Source organism: Streptosporangium longisporum (assembly GCF_039534895.1).
Classification (GTDB): Bacteria; Actinomycetota; Actinomycetes; order Streptosporangiales; family Streptosporangiaceae; genus Streptosporangium; species Streptosporangium longisporum.
In genome coordinates this window covers 705,335-724,179 of record NZ_BAAAWD010000014.1, presented here as the reverse complement: position 1 = coordinate 724,179, position 18,845 = coordinate 705,335, and the positions used below count along the sequence as shown (strand labels likewise).

Genomic DNA, 18,845 nt, shown 5'->3' with positions numbered 1-18,845 from the left:
GTGATGTCCCATTCTCAATGTCATTGGCGCATCGAACACCTATCCATCAGACACATGCCTCGCTGACCAGCGTACCAGCGGCGACGATGAAACAAATGCTAGGAACCCCATCATGATTGTCGGTAGCCATGCGAAAGGGGAGAGCACCGAAGAGTATAAGAACCCAGGCAATGCCCACCTTTCTGAACTAGAGTGTTCACTTCATTTTCTTGCAAGAATACGGAGTCTTTCTTGTCAGACACTCTTTCACCCATGCAATATTCCTTCTACCTTGTTGCACGACAAGCTTTCTTGAGGAGGCATGTTCGAGTGAGCAAACAGTCTCCCGTTTGCCTTGGGCAACGTTTCCTCTTTTAATCCCGTTCGCTGGGATCTTGAAGAGCAGTTGCTCTGTTCGTGTCACTACGGTCGATTCCGAGCGAAATCTTCGCCTTACGTGCTTACGTTTTCGTTGCGACCATCAGTGGGAAGTCTGTCTTGAACCGTGGGATCGCGGGAACAGAGACTTGTTGACACAAGAGTGGCAGGGTTATCTAGCTTAACGGGAGATTGTCGACAGCCAGAATGTGTTCGCTTTTGTATCGGAGGAGGGATGGGTGAACGGTGGGCCATGCACGCAGCTCGAGATTTTGCCAAGCCATCACCACCAGCGCCTTCTGAACAGGTTTGCCGACAGAACTCGGCCGTCTCAACATCATGCCTAGACTTGGGCATGCTCATCCAAGGTATCCCGCATAGGCGACAACACACCCCACGCCATGAACCACCACATGCAGTGGCAAATGCGCGAGGCCTTTGACTCTCCAGGATAGCGCCCTGCACGCCTGTGTCCGCGACGACGACATTCCCCGGCTGCGGCAGCTGCTTCCCATCTCCAGCGCCGCAGATCGAGGCCGTCAGCACTGTATCTGGGGCGCGCCGCTCCACGTTGCCGTCCTTTGCGACAACTGGCGGCCGCCATCCTTCTCGTGGATGCCGGCGCAGACCCCCTAGAGGAAAACCCCCGACGACGCACCCTCGTCGCCACTCATGCTGTCTATTCGCAACGGAACCCGCCATATTCTTCAGAGCATGTGGACTCACATCCCACCCGAGAGCCACGCGAATGGCTCCCACCCCTGCCTGTCCTGCCTCGTCAGGGCCGCCACCTATGGCCAAGTCTCTATTATTGGAGACCTCTTGGACTGGTGGCAAGGTTGGTCTCGCGGACGTCAAGGACTATGCCCTATGCTCTGCTGCGGGGAGGTGGCATGTTCACGCCGTCGACCTTCTATTGGCGAGAGTTGTCTATTCCCAGGAGGACGCTTTTCGACGCCCTCCAGAAGGCGACCAACTTCAAGTTTAGTACATGCGACGAGTCACGCGGTGCAGAGTATGACGGTGTGGATTATCTACACCAGCAACAGCTTATTGCACGCCTGGTTGATGCTGGTGGCAGATCCCAACGCTCGCCACCGCGGCCTACATCTCACGCTCCAGGCTGCGAGGGCAGTCGACTTGGCTGGAGGCCTCAAGGCACTTCTCGAAAAGGGCGCAGATCCCGATGCAAAGGGCGACGACGAGCAATCCGCGCTTCATCGTCTTGGCTCGCAGTCCCGGTTGGTCACGGCCCGGGCAAACGCCTTCATGAGGCTGGTATTCGCCTCTTGCTCGAGCACGGTGCTTCTGTCTGCCCAGAGAGACGCAGCAGGCAACACGCCTCTGCACTGCGCTGCGTTCGGGGTCGAACCTCCGCATCTTCCGCCTCTATCTTCTGGATGCTCTGCCCAGGATCAGGATGTCGTCATAACGACGGCGGAAAAACGAGTACGGAGAGACACTGCTGCACTGGGCCGCAGCTGGCGGCAAAATTGATATACTAGAGTATATTCTATCTCGCGGCGTTGAAATCAATAAGTCAAGTGCTACCGGCTGGACTCCCATGATGTGCGCGCTGGCGCCTTGTAGCACATCAACTAAGGGAGCACCAGAGGCAGTGCAAGCTGCCGGGCTTCTTCTCCTTCACGGCGCTGATCCTCTGGTCTCTACGGCCGAGGCCTGGACGCCGCTGCATTGTCTCGCCACTATATCTGGATAGAGACGAAAGCAGCCACATGGCGCGCCTAGCCGAGGAGTTGATTCTACGAGGTGCTGATGTCGAAGCTCGCGCTTCGATGTTGGTTCCCGGTTCGACTAACCGTCGACAAGGGGCCGGCCATCACAGCCGTCCTTGGGGATTCGATCCACAAGAGGTCATGCAGCTTGCCGCCAGTCAGGCCGAGACGGTCAAGTCGAATCAAACACCCTTCACTGGGCAGCCCAACACGGTGCGGTCGGCATGGTAAAAGCCCTCTTGGCACACGGCGCTAATCCATCATCCGAGGACGAATTCGGGAACGCGCCAGCTAGGCTCGTGGTCGAATCAAGCTTGCTTCGGGATAGGTTGGATGTGAGGGAGCAACTCATCCAACTCTTGGTTGGTGCTGGAGGCAGTCTCTAAAGCCGCCGACGCCGTGCGAATGCCTCTTCCAGCCACCTGGGGATTGTAAAGGACATACTCGAGCACGCTGCGAGGTTCATAGTTTGGGAAGCGGTCCATAAAGTCCCGGAGCCCCGTGTACTCGAGGTCTGTCTCATAGCTGGCGGCAAACTCGTCGTTCCAAACGTTTTTGAGAGGGTCCATCTCTTTCCGCTTCACGGAAAACAGCAACACCGCATAGGTGAGGATTCTGACCCAGTTGTCCAGAGTGCAGTCGACAGCTCGTCCTCGGAGAATCTCGGGTTCAGCGCGACCGATCTCGAGGGATCTCGTCCGTTTCGACGCCGGACCCTTGAACTTGTCATGCAGGGTCGGCTCGGAGTGGTGACCGGAACAGGTCGAATTTTCCATGTATTTTTGCATCAGCGTTCGGAATTCCCATTGCCTGCGCTGATCCGAAGCGCCATCAGAGCGAGGCTACAGGGGTAGCTCTTGACAGCAATATGCTATGTCCCCCAAAGCATCCATCGGCCGCCTTCATCTCCTTGTGCCCATCACGCTGCACCTCCGTCAATGCCGGACGGGCAGCCTTCAAAGCAGCTAGTCCACCGGCACGTCTTGGAGGCCATGACGGCATCGGCTGGGACCTCGCCGCCCTTGCCCCCAAAGTCGGGAAAGTCCATCTTTAGCCGCCCCAGGGCTGAGACGAGCGCCTGCGCATTCGTGCCACCCCATCGTCCTAGCTAATGGCCCAGACCATGAAGCCAGTGATACACTAACCGCACAGGGTGTTGGCCTTGAGGCGCCAGTCGCAACGTCGTCAATGGAGACCCATTAGTTGCCCCACGAGACCGTCTTGACGGCGGCGTGGCGTGGAGAGTCGCCTGAAGGCCCTGTTCCCTTGACGACATCTTGGATTTCGGATGCGGCAAGACGCCCGCGGTTCCCGAAGAGCTGACACCGACAACCGGGCGTGCTCAGCCCGGGTCGGTGAGAGTGAAGCTGCGACTGTAGTAGGACATGCCCATGGATAGTGACCTTTTTGGGGCTATTGTCGTTCCGCCACAGTAGGTCTAGGCCTCATTGGATCTCAGTGAGATTCGTGTGCACGTTGGCCCAGGGGCGGTGAACTTATATATGTCCCAGGCCCCGTGCATATCGTTGGTCATCAAGTTGAACCAATCCACTCTTTCTTCAAGCGCAACAAAGCATACCCGCAATAGTCAGGTCCCAAAGCCTGACTTCTATACCAGGATATACATACCATTGCAGTATTTGCCACCGTCTTTATCCCTGAGGCACGCCTCGTTCTAGCCAGTGATGACCGACTCTACCAACCCAATAATTCGATTCGGTCGCGACTGACAAGAGCTTTTACCACAGAGTGCGACGTCCAGAGTCCAAAAAAGACCCAGCCAGAACCCATCCAAGTCAACGTCACTCAGCAAGTTGCATATGTCAGTGGGCACTACAATACCCAAGATGGCGACACATGCGACAGCATTGCGCTCGCAAAATCAGTCTCGGCCGCGACCCTATACTACCTCAACCCAAATCTGTCCAACTGCAGCGGAATTCCCCGGCGGCTGAAGCTGTGCCTGCCAGAGAAATACCAGACCACCTAGCCAGATGCGGGAGAAGGACGACTGCGTCGTGGTCGCCGTGAATGCCGGAACCTCATGGATGAGGCTGGTGAGCTGGAACCTGGCGCTCGACTCTCGCTGCTCTAACCTCTTGAGCACCAACCCGTTCTGGGGCCGCGTCCTCTGCGTTAACCCGCCGGACGGTGATTACAAGGATACAGGTTCCCATAGTGGCAACACGGCAACGGTAGTATCGGTAGCGAGGAAGGCTCCGGCGACAGCTACTCCGATGACATTGTGGATACTCCAGACGGAACCATGGCCGAGGGCCATGACTAGTTTTCTATTTGCCTTACGGCAATATTTTTTCTTTCTTTGCTCTGTTATTAGGACCTTAAAGAGTAGTACTCCAAAATGTATCTTAAAACTACGTAGATATCATAATAGAGTTATTACTATGAAATTAGCTATTTACTTGGCTTACTTGAGCTACGATACCTATAGGAGAAGCACTTTATTATGAGCCATAGTATTAGAGGCTAGCAAGGGCGGGTCGCTGTCACTAGCTACGGATTTTTTTTCGGTACCTCTCCTAGTAGTGCTAGGATCACGAGATTGTTCCTTGGGGCAATTTTTGCGCCGCCGGAGGGGCGCTATGCCGAGTTTCTGTTGCGATACGTAGATCCTCGTGCGGAGGCGTTAGAGTTTGCTCCAAGACGTGCACGCCCTGTTGCTCTGGTGCCCAACAAAAAGCGGCTGGCTCGATCAGGAGTGCTGAAGTGGCGGTTGCTGGCTTGATCGTATTTGGAGCGGCAAGAGAAGTGTCTAACGAGTTTTGCGTTGCCGACTGCTGAGCCAGAGAGGCGTTGAGTCGCTGTGGTATTCCCTCCACGTTGATCACAGACAGAGAAAGTCGCGAAGTGCGCATTGGTTGTGTGTCATAGCAAGATTTACTTCTGAATGAGGTTACAAAGACCCGTATGGTGGGCGGTGCGAGTCCCAGGCGTTCAACGTCGTGATCAATGCATTAGTTAAAGGACACTCCGAGGTCGCATTGTGTACTAGTTTTCCGGGAAGCCACTATAGAGAGACTGCAGTACAGAGGAGTCGCGAGATGATTCACGATTAAAATCGAGCCCAAAATTGGCGTGCACATATGCGACAAGCGATGTCTGTGAATGATGCATCGCGAAGGGGAATAATGTGCGTGACCTCTGACTCAGTAGCTCCCCAAGGAAGTTGGTCAGCAGTCGTCACAATACAGTGCCCCATAGTAAAGCTATGCACAAGCAAAGCGTGAGCAGTCATGGCTCGTGACAATGCTTAGGGCAGGTTTCGGACATCTGTCACGAAGAGTGGTGGCGGGCTCAAGCCAAGCTCGGTCTAAAAGAGGCGCTGCTCAGCTAACCATCGATCAATGAACCCATCCTTTGGGGTTGCGATCTACGATATATTGCCTACGTAACACGAGGTCCTGATCTTTCCGCTAGAATAAAAATGGTACAGCGGTCGAAAAGAACGAGGCCGCCGCTGGCTGAAAGAGGAAGATGGAGGCGGCGTATGTGGAGACAGTGCGTCAAAGGGCAACCGGGGGAAGACAGGCGTAAATGGGGTTTCGGTCAGCGCACCGCTCTTCGGTATCGCAGGGCTGGTGTTGGAGGTAGGCCGATCGCGAGCAGGCGGCCGGGTTGTGCGGAAACATCTAGCAAGTTCAACAGCCATGGAGAAGAGAGTCGCGTTCGCTCTCGTAATGTACAGGTCCTCAGACGCGCCCCAGCCACAAATTAATTTACGGCGTACTCCTAGATCGAATATATATCTAATTCGCAAGGTTCCAAGTACATACGGCCATACCTACTAGACAGCACGGGATCCGCCGCTCTCCCATAGTTAAGCTGGTAGGGGCAGATTAGTAGTTGGGTCGGTGGAAGACCAGCGAACACCGAGCCTGCTGTATGTTTTTTGTATTTTTTTGCCATTTTTAACGTTCTTATGGACGTACGTTATTCTTTTCTCATGTTCGTACATGTAGTCGAGGCGCTGGTATAGGTACTCTGGGAGGACAAGGGAGGGCGGCTATTATGCGGCGCTTCTTAGTTGTGTTAGCTCCGATTTTAGACTTACGCTCTCCCATGAGATCCTTGCATATCCCCTGTTCCATAATATGTCTTATCTTCTCACACATACGTCAGTTTCCCTCGGCCGCAGCTCTCAATCTCAGTAAGAGCTACATTAAGGTAGTGTAGTAAAGAAACGAGACATTCATCTAGTAGAGCAGACAAACTCCCACCTCTCCTGCTCTCACTGAGGCGTCTGCTCCAAAGTCCAGACCTGAGTCGCAACTGCTCGCCGCAGACGACGCAGTTCTGGGAAATTGCCAACTGGAGGCGCAGTTGCACCGGCCATTGCACCCTCGGGACGTTCATTGTAAAACCGTCGTAAGCTCACAACGACAGTGCATCAGTGACGCTCACCCTCCAGGTCTTCCACTTTGCCGCTGCGAAAAAGCATGGATGTAAAGTTCACAATCGTGACCCTTCGGGTGAATTCCTTCTCGGCAACCTTCTTGCTGAACCCTCCGGCGCTAACGAACGCTGTTCCAGGGTACTGAGCTTGGTTCGTGCCTACAAGCAGTTCACAAGTTAGATGTTTTGAGAAAGCAAAGCAAAACTAGGTCCTAACAATAGGGTGATCACGGGTCATTGGTTCATTAGTTCCAAACGGGTTTGGTCAGTCTATCTCACTCTTGCCTGGTAAATATGCCGTCTGTAGAATACCACCCATACAATGATTCACGTCGACCATTTTCAATGTTACCTAGGCATTCTTGCCAACCGCCGCCGCGTAATATGCACCACCATGGGGTTATTTTATATACGCTTGTAACCAAACGTTGAATATAGGGAACAAACGCAGCTAGATATAAATTGAGTACCAGATTGCTATAGGGCCCTTCGCTGTGAAAAAGTAGAAGGGACGTACCATGAGGGATTTACATAAGGGGAAGGCTTGTTGATTACTCTTGGCTTAGATATAAATGATATGAAATTCCTTTGCGGCATTATGTAAAACAACGAAGAGTGACGCCGACCAAACACCTTGACGGGGGAGTTGACCACTTCATTAATCACACACACACGAATTTGCACACAATGTCCTTTAGGCCCCCCCCCCCCGCCAATATACCGCATAAAGCAAAGCCAGCGTCTCTCCTTGCCATTTTCGATGTCCCACGACGTAGCTTACTGATGTCTCTCTCAGTTGTAAATGGCAACACAGCCATGGGCATGGGAACAAACCGCCTTGAACAAACCAAACCCTCACTAAGCCCATCGGCCTATGGCACGTAAGGTAGATGCAGGTCTCGCGCATATCTCGTGATAGAACTCCCGAGAGTCCAGGTCATCGTGAGAATTTCTAAATGGTATGGCCGACTTTTCGGCACCACAAAGTAGCCACTGAGAGTAATGAAACCGAACGAGCCACAGTACACCCCCGTGCGCCAGAACACGTAAAATTCAATATGTGGCCAATCCAAACGGGGAGGATCGCCAGCGAGGACAGTTCGATGTGGTTGAGCAATCAACGTCACACCACCGTGAATGCTAGCCAGTTAGCGGTCGGCTACAGACTGAAGCGAGCTGAAGGGCCACCAACTGAGTAAAACTCTGCATGCGAGCGCGCCCACTACGGCTCTCGACATTCTATTTGATTATATAGTGATAATAAAAGAACGAACGAGCTATTTTAAAGTTCTTAGGGTTGCTGCGTTTGAGGAGACTGCTCCTGGGTTACGTACCATTTGGATCTCCGCTGGATGTTTGCAGGATGAATTAATTGGTAGACATTTTGCGAATGCCGGCGGAGTAGCCAGTGACGCTCGGTGGCTGACCGGATTGTCCTACGCACGATGAAGCAAGTAAGCTATATTCAAAATTAGAGATTGGTTGCACGGGGCTGGACCGTAGGGAGCAGTGGCAGTTCGGGGGGTGAGGTTGGTTGGAACACGACCTACGACGTATTTCCACCGTCTGCTTTCTCGGCTAGTCGCCATAACCCTACAATGTAAGATCGGGTGAGCTGTGTGTGACTCTAGTCCGCCCAGGCACGCCACGCCGTATTTCAGCCCTGCGGAATGGCCGTAGTAGTGCAAATCCTAGATACCACCGCATGCTGGGACGTGGCGTGTCATTCCGACCGGTCCAAACTTCTGACGCTTCTGTCGAAGGATTAAACCAGACTGCGAAAACTCGAGCACACAGCTCGACAGTTAGAGGTTCATGGTCTGAGGATGGTCCGCTTCGAAGGATGCTCCCATCGACGTCACAGAACCGGTGCGAAAACTTATAGAACGACACCTTGGGCTCCACGCCTGACATGCATGCTTTTGTTGGCGCGAGCAAGCGGATTTATTTTTTTCAAGAACGAATCTCACGGCGTGATGCACCGTAGAGTTAAATCCTCCCTGTGTCTTCTTCAGCCACCACAGCCGGATCCATCCTTACAGGAGACCCATCCGTGTGACACCACGCGAATAGTCGATTACCGTGAACCAAGCAGCAAAACACCCACTCGGCGTCCCGCGCCTTCTAGTGTTTCGGGATTCACAATTGCACAGTCTTTTTATTCCTCATCACTTAGCCTTCACAAGCGGGTAGAACTAGCTCGTGTAAGCATAGAGAGCGTCCGCAAACGGCGATCTGCTTCTGAGAGCTTCGTGGGGTGCGCCGAGGAGTGGCCTGTCCGAACTGATCGCCATTTCCCCTTTGAAAGAAGGATAGTAAGGAAGCGCCGGAGGCTCGTCGACTGCTAGGTCTGCTGATACCTTGTCGATGTCGCAAACTGGCATGGAGCTTCACTTACTAGGCTCAAAGGCTTGTTTGGTGTAGACGGGGCGATGAGCTCGTGTCTTCTCGCCAGGGGCTTCCCACACCACGTCGTGCTTTGCAATTAGGAAAAGTTCGACGCGCAGCCGGCACGCGAACTTGCTACGCTCCTTGGACTGAAGGCTCGCGAATGCGCACTCTAAGGAGAATTCCCTGGGGTTTTCGGCCCGCTGAATGACCGGACAACTCCGACATCGCCCTTGTTTGAAACCCCCCCCCCCCCCATGTGTGAGCTGGGAGATTGGGTTGTGCGAATTACGGAGTTCACTGTGATGTAGGTGCAGACTGGAAAACCACGGGCGTTCGACCTCTTTATAGCCTTATTCCAGGTTCTCGTCGCCACGTGTAATGTCTCACAATCCTGGCATTTGCAACAAAGCTCCTCCGTGCATACCATCTATAACTCCGTCTTTGGCCTATAACATGGGCAGGATGCCTCCACAATCACACCGATCGCGGCCTATTTTATTGTCCTTTGTTATGGGACACGTCCACGTTGTCCAGTATCAACGCGCGGCGTGCCAGACACTGTCCCTGGACTCTCCCCTAGCTGATGGTGCTCAGCACCGGAGAGGTTGAATTGCTTTCAAGCAGCCGCAGCGACCAACCAGGCAAACCCAGCTACTCCAATACCTACCTGTGGGCCCCTGTACTCCATCTTCCAATGCATCCGGTCTGCCCCACCATAGCATACTCTTCCTACCACCACCACTACCGTATCCGGGGGAACTTTGACGCGACACAATTACCGACCAGATCATACGGCAACGCCCTTGGACTAATCGCGCTGTAGCGCTCCATCTTATCGTCTCACTCCTACCGGTAGCATTCCACTATCAGAGCTGGACGGGGTTTGCGTCTTTTGGCCGCAAGAGGACTAACGGATACTCTGACCGACGCCGAGATGGTACGAGTTTGACATGTCCTGTGACCAGATGTTAGCGGATAGCATATCCAGAATTCAGTAGGCTCGTCGCATTTCCAGTGTTTACTACGCGACCTCCTCGAGAAAACAAAAATCTGAGTCAGCTTCTCAACACGATTCAATCGTTGGGGGCCCACTTGCTATCTAGCGCACAGTCTGACATCTAGGTCTACCAGAGGCGACACTCCTGAGCGACTTGCGGACACATGTGGCTAACCATCACTCTTAGAGCAAGCACAGCGACCACGATAGAAAGTACCGACATTGTTGCAACCGAAAGGTCTCCAGTCTGGGCCGCCTATCTTCGGCACGTCCTTCTGGCGGGCCGACGTGTCCATGCCAGGTGGTTGGGTAGGAAGCCGTACTCTTAGCTGGCTATCGGCCAAGGAGGGAGCACGGAATGGGTAGTTGTCTTGGTAGTATGTTTCCTTTTCCTTTAGCCGCTGCGCACCTGGCCGCGTGGAGCCAGCGGCAGCGCTGATCCTGATTGGTGCCTAAGCTGGGGCACAGGGCCGCCAGAGCAATGGGATTGGGGCTCACCTACCCGAGACCCACCGCCGAACGCTCGGCACTCTTTGCCTGCCATAATAACTCAGCTAGGGGAACAGCGAATCGTGACGTCGTCTAGGTACATAACATTCGTCCTTTTCGGCACTGAGATGCTTGGTCTGGGAGTGTGCGAATGCGCAACATGATTCGGGGGGCTGGCTAGGTTGATTGCCCTCCGCGCATATAGTCTGATGGCTACTTTCTCATGTCTTTCGTTTGAGAGATGAAAGGGAAGCGGTTGGTTCACGGATGGAGAGTCACCTGGTGCGGCATTTTGATCGGACAGAGCCACACTAAGTTAATGACGAAGCCGTGGCTAGTCGTTCAATGCGGTGGATAGCCGTTATATTGACAGATCGAACAGCTTGGCGATAAAAGGCGTTTGGGACCGTAGAACATGCCAGCTTCCGGTTACCTCGAGTCACTTGTAAAAACGCGGCCGCCCATATCTTGCTAGACCCAGACGCAGAGTAGCCGCCACCGGCCACGAGCTACCCACAAACTTTTTCCCACTGCTTCAGTGACATCACCAACCACTCCGTCATGTCATGTTCGATTGCGCCGAGCTCGCCTATTGCCCTCGGGGACCCCGTCTTCGCAGGGACCCTACTTTTATTTGTTCCCTGTACGGGGAAGCCAAGGAACCAGCTTGGTTGCTTGACTACAGAAAAGAAACCGCAACTCTCTTTCCCTTGTTCTTAACAACCCGGCCCATCATAACACAAGGGCAAAGTGCGAGAAAAGCTGATTGGTGCATCGCCTCAGGAGGTTTGTTGACGACCCCTTGCGGGCAGGAAGAGATCCTGCTCCCAACAGAATAGAGCCACCGAAGAAAGTACCAGCGCTCCAGGCAACAAAGCAACGGGTCCATTGTTAAGAGATGGTCTGCCTGTCTTAGATTCAACGGGGTGGGGGAGGGGGGGGGGTGGGGCGCTACAAAGGCCGGGAGTATGGGGCCTTTCTGCTACGCGTCCCAATCTGTGTCCCTCCGTCCGCACGCGTGTTAGCGCTGGTTCCGGGCACCGGTTGGATGGCGGGTAAGGAGTCTTGTTGGTCACTTAATGTATAGATCGTAGCTCTCTTTTCCAACTCATCCGTAAGCACCACAGCACTCACCAACCCCCCCCCGTACCCGTGTTGTTCGGTATGATTGGAGAATGAAGCAAGAAGATTAGTATACCATAGTGAATTGATGTCAATCACGGCACCCTTCGATAACAGAAACAAGGGACCATACGCCATCAATACGACCACACACGTTGTTTTCCGAAGCTAACGCCCAAGACTGCGACGAGGGCGTAGGGAGTACCTGGGGGGAAGAGGATCGTAATGCTAGACAAAAACCATCCGGACTATGGCACGACAGGACCAGGAGGACTCTCCAGGCCTCTTCCGGGCTTCTCGGGGCTCGGGAAGACGGGCGGACCCAGTCTGAGCTACAATTACGACCGGACGCTGCGGCACCCATGTCTGCCTCAGGTCCCAGTCTACGACCGTGAGGGCGGAGTTAAGGAAGTGTAGGTAAGTATCGGATATATCTAACGGTGTCACAGCAGGACATGTTCTAATATTCGTACGACAAAGAGTAAGATAGGACCCCGGAGCAACAACAGGTCCCAGAGAGAGGCGCCATAGACGAGCGTCGACGAAGCAACGAAAATAGATCCGCCGCAGTTGAGTAATTCGAAACAATAGACATGAAGCGGATGGAAAGTTGGGAGTGCCACAATGAGGAAAGGAGTGGGAAAGAAGGAAGTTGGGGTGGTACGGAAATGTAGACGTGCACGGTGAGGCGCGGCGGGTACTCCGTCGACCGGTCCACAAAATCGGGTAAACTAGATAGCAAAGACTCTGATGAGGCACAGAGGGAACCCGTGGCACGTATTACACAGACTTGACGAACTAGAGGACACCGGTCTAACTAAAACAGTTAGAGGAGGACTGGTCATCGTCCACAGAGGTATCACCAAAAACGCGCTTTTGCGTCCGAAATTTCGATCTGGTCATATATAAGGGGGCTAATACCAGCATGACAGCACCTGCAGCTCTAACCTTAGGTGTGGCTCCTCGTCCGAGCAAATGCCCCGCACCTGTGACTCTCTTCCGTAGACCAAAACGACCTTCATTCCTCATATCTACATCGAAAGACATGGAGTGGGAATGAGAAGCCATGTCTATCCGGCCACAGAACATGTACGACACGCGTAAGACCGTTGATACGAGGAGAGATATGAGGCTCAAAGGTTCGCGAAACCGCCAGACACAAGCTACGGTAACAAAGCAAAATGTGTATGTCTGATACCGACGTCCAACACCTGTTCTATGGCTATATTAGACGCGGGCGTATGCCGCACCCTTACAACTAATAGATTAATGGCAAGGCAAAATAGACCGACCCCGCTGCAAAGTCCCCAAAACGCCACATATAGCATCCCATCATCCCGGACTGGTCGGGCGGACAGTTAAGCCGGTGGCCCAACACCCATGGCGTACTTCTAACCCTAAGCGTAGCACAAATACAAGACAGATAAAGCGCCGGCTGCTGAGCCTGCAAACATAGGACCGCGTCATCACTAGGACGCAGGAATAGTAAAAAAGCAGAGCAGTGACTCGAAAGGAAAAAAAGGGAGAAAACATCGACTACGCCTACATAATAAACCATCACGGTGCTCTGACCAACTGCCCCGTGTGATTAGCAGGACGGCTTATCCGTCCAACCAGACAGTCATATGACAGGACCTACCGCCAGCCGATACCCCTGGGGGAACGAGGGGGAGACAGTCGGCGCAAAGAAGGGGACTCGCAAAATGTGAACGAAAGAATAGCAGTGCACACTAAGTAGAGGTGGAACACGGTGCCTACCATACGAAGTTCCACGTCGACGCGTAGTAAGACTGTTATTCGAGGGAAGCACAAAGCACAGGCAATGTGGTCATCGGGGTACACTTAGAATTGAGTGCCACCAGGATAGCACCAGCGTCAATTTTATGTGCGAGAAAAGACGAGTGCGCACAGATTAATCAGTTGCTGAGAAGATCATCGATTCCAGAAGTGGTTCATTCCGAATTGTAAAAACATCATCACGGCAATAACGGAGGGGGTGCACGGAGTAGCCCCTACCAACGAGAAGTGACCCAAATCGTTAAGAGGAGTCAGAAGCAAAAAATCGGAAATAGGTCGCCGTTGGGTTGCACCGTAACACTGGACTGCACCGATAATCGAATGCTCGTTTAGGCGCCCAAAGCAGTCACGTCGTCAGGGCGGATTAACCGATTCCATTTGCACGCACGGGGGTTGCTACTTAACGTATCACCCTAGGCGATGCCAACACGTCACAGACATGTCAACGAACTCCATCACGCGTCGGTCAGAGCCTGAGTTTTTTGTCCAACGTGCACACTATTCCCCACGCGCGCACCCAACTGAGCTAGGAATTAACAACGGAACCATAAAGATGACGAATAAATGGATAGCGGCGATTAACGGTTGCCTATGTGCGGTCGGTGTTCCAAGAGATACGCCAGAGACGCCGGATCCGCATATGGCGAAGAGATGTGTAGTGGCAGATAGAATCGGATATTAGGAATAGCTTGCTGGACACAGAGACAGAGCGGGGACACCTGTCCCCATAATCTGGCGGATTTGGAAGAGAACAAGCCACACTTATTGGAAGTGCAAGCTGGTTGCTGCTTTTCGTAATCTGCGGGCCATGTCCGATGAAGACATTCTCGGTAGCAGACCCACAAGAAGTCGCCGAGAGCTCAGGGAAGAGACAAGCTCACTAGTGCACTAGAGTCGAAAGGTGTTTAAGACAGGGCGCCAGACCGAGGCGATTGGATATGAGCAAAACGGTGGGCACGGGGGCCCACTGAAACAACAGGGACGACTTCAAAAACATTGAGACCGGCGCGACCTGACATCAGTAGCGGAGTATGGTAGGAGAGACATACATAGACGAGCCCATGCTCTGTGAGCAATGCCATGGTGTCGAGAGACATGACACGTGGCGACCAGGAGGAGGAACTGGAATGCAAGAGGATATATAAAGAGCGCGGCGAGCGCCCGACGTTGTACGTCTGCGCCCTACATACACAGTGAACCCAACCAACCCAGCTCACACAACAGTCAAACAAGCAGATCATGTCGGTCATAACGAAATCAGTTACAAGGAGACGAGCAGTTCGACCACGAGCGCCTAAGTCACAAACGAGCGGCAGGGCCTAAGCGACCGTCTCGACCCCTCACGAACTGTAGCACGACGTAGGGTAGAGTGGGCCCAGCCTGCAAGAAGACATGCTCGCTCCGTCTTCCACAACAGCTTATGCTCGAGGAATACTAACCAGGCGGCGAGACCATGGCTTTGCCAAAGTGCGACATCGACAGGTCATCGAGGCGACTAGCGCCACGAGCCCGCGCCCGCGTATCCCTCCGTTCTATCAGTTGCTTCAAAGACTGGCAGGATCGCAGTTCGACAGCGCCACTATCCATCAGGCGCCAACCACGAAGTCTCACTGCAAGCAGGCCTACAAGTTTGGCGAAGCTGTCACTCAGCTTTAAACAGTTTGCTCGCGTGATCATGATGGAAACGAACGATATGACACACAAACTGAAGGGCGGCGAGACGAAAACGTGGATGTGTTTATTGATGCGGGGTTACGGAATCACCGGACCAGTCGATGCCTTGCGCGATGTGAGGACCCAGTTGTGTGTGGACAGTACGTGGGTCCTAGATGTACGGCTGTGCTGAAGAAGACACAGGGAGAGATTCCGGTGACATCACGGCTTGACAAATTTGACCCCGTTCTGTTATTACTGGTCTCGGATCGACAACACGGAAAAGCAAAAAATAAATCTCCCCACACAAAAAGCATGCACCGGACCAAAGGTGTCGTAGGCGCCCGTCTGGACGTCATGGCGTCCAGCACCATCCTCACCCTCTGCTCGAGCTGGTTATCTCAGCGCAGGCCAGGAATGGAGCCCACGTCCAGCAGCGGGGTACAGATTCACACCGGCTGAAATAGCGGCGTGGCGTGCGCGTGCGACAGAGTCACGACAAGCTAGCCTCCACTGTAGGGTTAGTGGCGAGAGCCGAAGAAACAGCGGTGGAATACTGTAGTCGTTGCCTTGGATTCAGCTCAAAGTATGGAGTGCCTCCACATGCGGCTGAGGCTACGTTCCAACAACCTCCCCGAACCACTTCCCGCCGCACGCATCTCTATTTTGAATAAAGCTTACTTGCTTCATCGTGCGTCCGTCACACGAGAGACCCCGCATGCAAATGTCTACCATGATTCATCCTGCAAAACTCGCGAGATCCAAACGTACCCAGAGCGTCTCAACCCTAAACTTAGCTCTTCTTCGTTTATCAAATAGAATGTCGAGAGCCCGCCGCATGCAGAGATCCATGGGGCCTTCAGCTCTCAGCTGTACCGCTAACGGCTGCATTAGTGGGGTGGTCTCACCACGCCACTGTCCGCTGCACCCGTTTGGGGCACATGAATTTACGTTTGGTGGCTGGTTTCTTACGAGTAGCTATTCATTGTGGCCAGTCCAGTGCTCTGTGTGGCCGCCAAACGGATTCCGATGACCTGCTCTCGGGAGTCTAGACGAGGCGGAGCTGCATCGCCAAGGCGAGGGCTGAGGTTGTTTGTCACGTTGTCTCCATGGCGTGTGCATTTACACAATGAGACATCAGAAAGCAGGTGCACGGAAATGGGCAAGGAGAGACGCTTTGCTTTAGCGGTATTGCCAAGGACGTGGAATTGTGCTTAAAGTGGTCAATCCCCCGTCAAGCTGGTCACTCTCCCGCAAGGAATTCTATCATTTATATCTACCAAAGTAATCAACAAGCATTCACCTTGAAACCATGTAAAAGCTCTTTCACGGCTATAGCAACTGCTGGACTCATTTATATCTAGGCTGAAGTTGTTCCCATCACGGGAAAACTATACCCAGGTGCATCGCGGCGTGCAGGCCCTAACATGAATGCCGTGAGCATGGTATTTACAACGGCATATTTACCCAGGAAGGTGAGATACCCTTGAACAATACATACCCTTCATTTACTAGTTGGCTTTCTCAAACATCTAACTTGTGAACTGCTTGTAGGCACGAACCAAGCTCAGTACGCTGGAACAGCGTTCGTAGCGCGGATGGTTCAGCAAGAAGGTTGCCGAGAAGGGAATCACCGAAGGGTCACGATTGTGAACTTAAACATCCAGGCTTTTTCGCAGCGCAAGTGAAGACCTGGAGGGTGAGCGTCACTGGGACTGCACTGTCGTTGTGAGCTACGACGGTTTTACAATGAACGTCCCTGAGGGTGCAACTGGCCGGTGCAAACGCGCCTCCAGTTGGCAATTCCCAGAGGCTGCGTTGCGCGAGCAGTTGCGACTCAGGTCTGGACTTTGAGCAGACGCCTCAGTGAGAGCAGGGAGGTGGGAGTTTGTCTGCTCTACTAGATGAATGTCTCGTTTCTTTAATACACTCCCTTAATGTAAGCTCTTACTGAGATCTGAGAGCTGCGGCCTGAGGGAAACTGACGTATGTTGTGAGAAGATAAGACATATTATGGAACAGGGGATATGCAAGGATCTCATGGGAGAGCGTAGTCTAAAATCGGAGCTAACACCGAGCTAAGAAGCGGCCGCATAATAGGCCGCCTCCCTGTCCTCCAGAGTACCTACTACCCAGCGCCTCGACTACATGTCCGAACATGAGAAAAGAATAACGTACGTCCATAAGAACGTTAAAAATGGCCTAGCATACAAAAAACATACAGCAGCCGGTGTTCGCTGGTCGTCACCGACCCAACTACTAATCTGCCCCTTACCAAGCTTAACTATGGGAGAGCGGACGGAGCCGCGTGCTGTCTAGTAGGTATGGCCGTATTTGTACTTGTGACACCTGCGAATTAGATATATATTCGATCTAGGAGTACGCCGTAAATTAATTTGTGGGGCGCGCGTGAGGACCTGTACATTACGAGAGCGAACGCGACCTCTCTCTCCATGGCTGTTGAACTTGCTAGATGTTTTCCCGCACAACCCCTGGCCGCACTGCCTAGCGATGCGGCCTACCTCCCACAAGCCCTGCGATTACCGAAGCAGTCTCCTCTGTGCGACGAACGAAACAAAATGTTACGGCATGCGTCTTACACACCCACAAGGTTGCCAATTTGAACGAAGACTGTCTCAAAATACGCCAGCATGCAAATATAATTCTTTTCAGACAAGAGGCAGGCATCCAATTATAGTTCCGTTTCAGACACAGATTACATGCTGTTGTAAAAATTTTTTTGACTTATAGCGGAAAGCGGACAAGAAGAGAGAAGGAAATAGTTAGTTAAAACATCCAGTAGGCAATATATAGTAAGGTAGTTAGAGATACAAACAACAAAAGATGGGCTTAATTGATTTTAGACCAGGATTGGGTTAGACAGTCCGAATCTTTGAGAGAACTTGGAGTGGAGGATTGAGCCCACAACGAAAAACTCCGCAGATCGTGACAGATGTACATCGCTATCACATAATATCTCGTAAGCAGACACGAAAAACCTGCTGCCACTATAACTAAGATCATTCTTGGTAAAGAGCAATAAGATTAATAAATATAAGGACTGCCAACCCCACTGCCATAAGCATTTGATTCGTCCTGACATAGATTTCTTGTTACTGATGGGGCAAGGTATTTGGGACAGAGACTGCGCCTGAAACAAGTCTTGGGGAGATAGAGGAAGCTTACATTGACGTTCAACGAGGTATCCCGAGGGTCGGGTTCAAGCACACATTATTCACAACTTGAGAGAATCTTGATCAATGAGAATAATCATTTAAAACAGACATAGCTCTCTTGTCTTGGAGACGAATAAGTGTGCATGGAAAAGACAAAATCTTGGGCGAGATTTTAAGCGTGAAATCATCTACAGCGATGTAGCAGAATCCTACTACCTTCCACTGTACTGCTAAGTCTCACTCTATAAGGGATCTTACCCAGAAAAAGGAAAAATGAGTATCAACACACAATGAGACCTCGGAGGAAAAGTTCGCTCAGTGTACTGTTAAATAATGCATTGGATAACAGACGTTTTGCGTTGGAAAGCACTAGCCATGGTACCGGACATGTGGGGCATGGCTGGGCGGGTTTTCTGGCGAAGACTCGCACAAAGAATACACCCAAACCAGCCCCCGAACAACGAAAAAAAACCCAAAAACATTTAGGGGTGATTTGGTTCTGGGTTAACCACTCATTCAGATATACGTAACATATTGCTTGATGGACACACCCAACAAATGATTGCCGGGGAAGGCAAAATCGTAGCGACTTTCTCTCCCCTTTTGCTGCCTCTCGCATGTGATTTACAACATGGTGGATGGAGAAAGAAATACCAAGCGAATCACCCAAAGACTCCTATGGACCCATCACGCACCTCAGTAAGTATCCAGGTT

The 18,845-nt window shown here is 52.4% G+C and carries 2 protein-coding genes, 2 rRNA genes and 1 pseudogene; 3 read left to right on the top strand and 2 right to left on the bottom strand.

What is annotated here, in order from left to right; genetic code table 11:
- Positions 1–1,810: 1,810 nt before the first annotated feature.
- Positions 1,811–2,077: pseudogene (locus tag ABD832_RS42295) on the top strand (ankyrin repeat domain-containing protein); the annotation flags it as partial.
- Between the two features lie 132 nt (positions 2,078–2,209).
- Positions 2,210–2,479, top strand: a complete 270-nt coding sequence (locus tag ABD832_RS42290) for a hypothetical protein (RefSeq protein ID WP_425582641.1) — start codon at positions 2,210–2,212, stop codon at positions 2,477–2,479.
- Here the strand turns inward: ABD832_RS42290 and ABD832_RS26440 are convergent.
- Complete coding sequence (locus tag ABD832_RS26440; RefSeq protein ID WP_344900047.1) at positions 2,402–2,881, bottom strand: hypothetical protein; 480 nt, start codon at positions 2,879–2,881, stop codon at positions 2,402–2,404. The two genes, ABD832_RS42290 and ABD832_RS26440, sit on opposite strands and share 78 nt — an antisense overlap.
- Positions 2,882–5,881: 3,000 nt before the next feature.
- Here ABD832_RS26440 and rrf (ABD832_RS26435) point away from each other — a divergent pair.
- A 5S ribosomal RNA gene (gene rrf, locus ABD832_RS26435) occupies positions 5,882–6,001 on the top strand.
- Between the two features lie 11,169 nt (positions 6,002–17,170).
- On the opposite strand, the gene rrf (ABD832_RS26430) is transcribed toward rrf (ABD832_RS26435), so the two are convergent.
- Positions 17,171–17,291: ribosomal RNA gene (rrf, locus tag ABD832_RS26430) — 5S ribosomal RNA — on the bottom strand.
- Between the last annotated feature and the right edge of the window lie 1,554 nt (positions 17,292–18,845).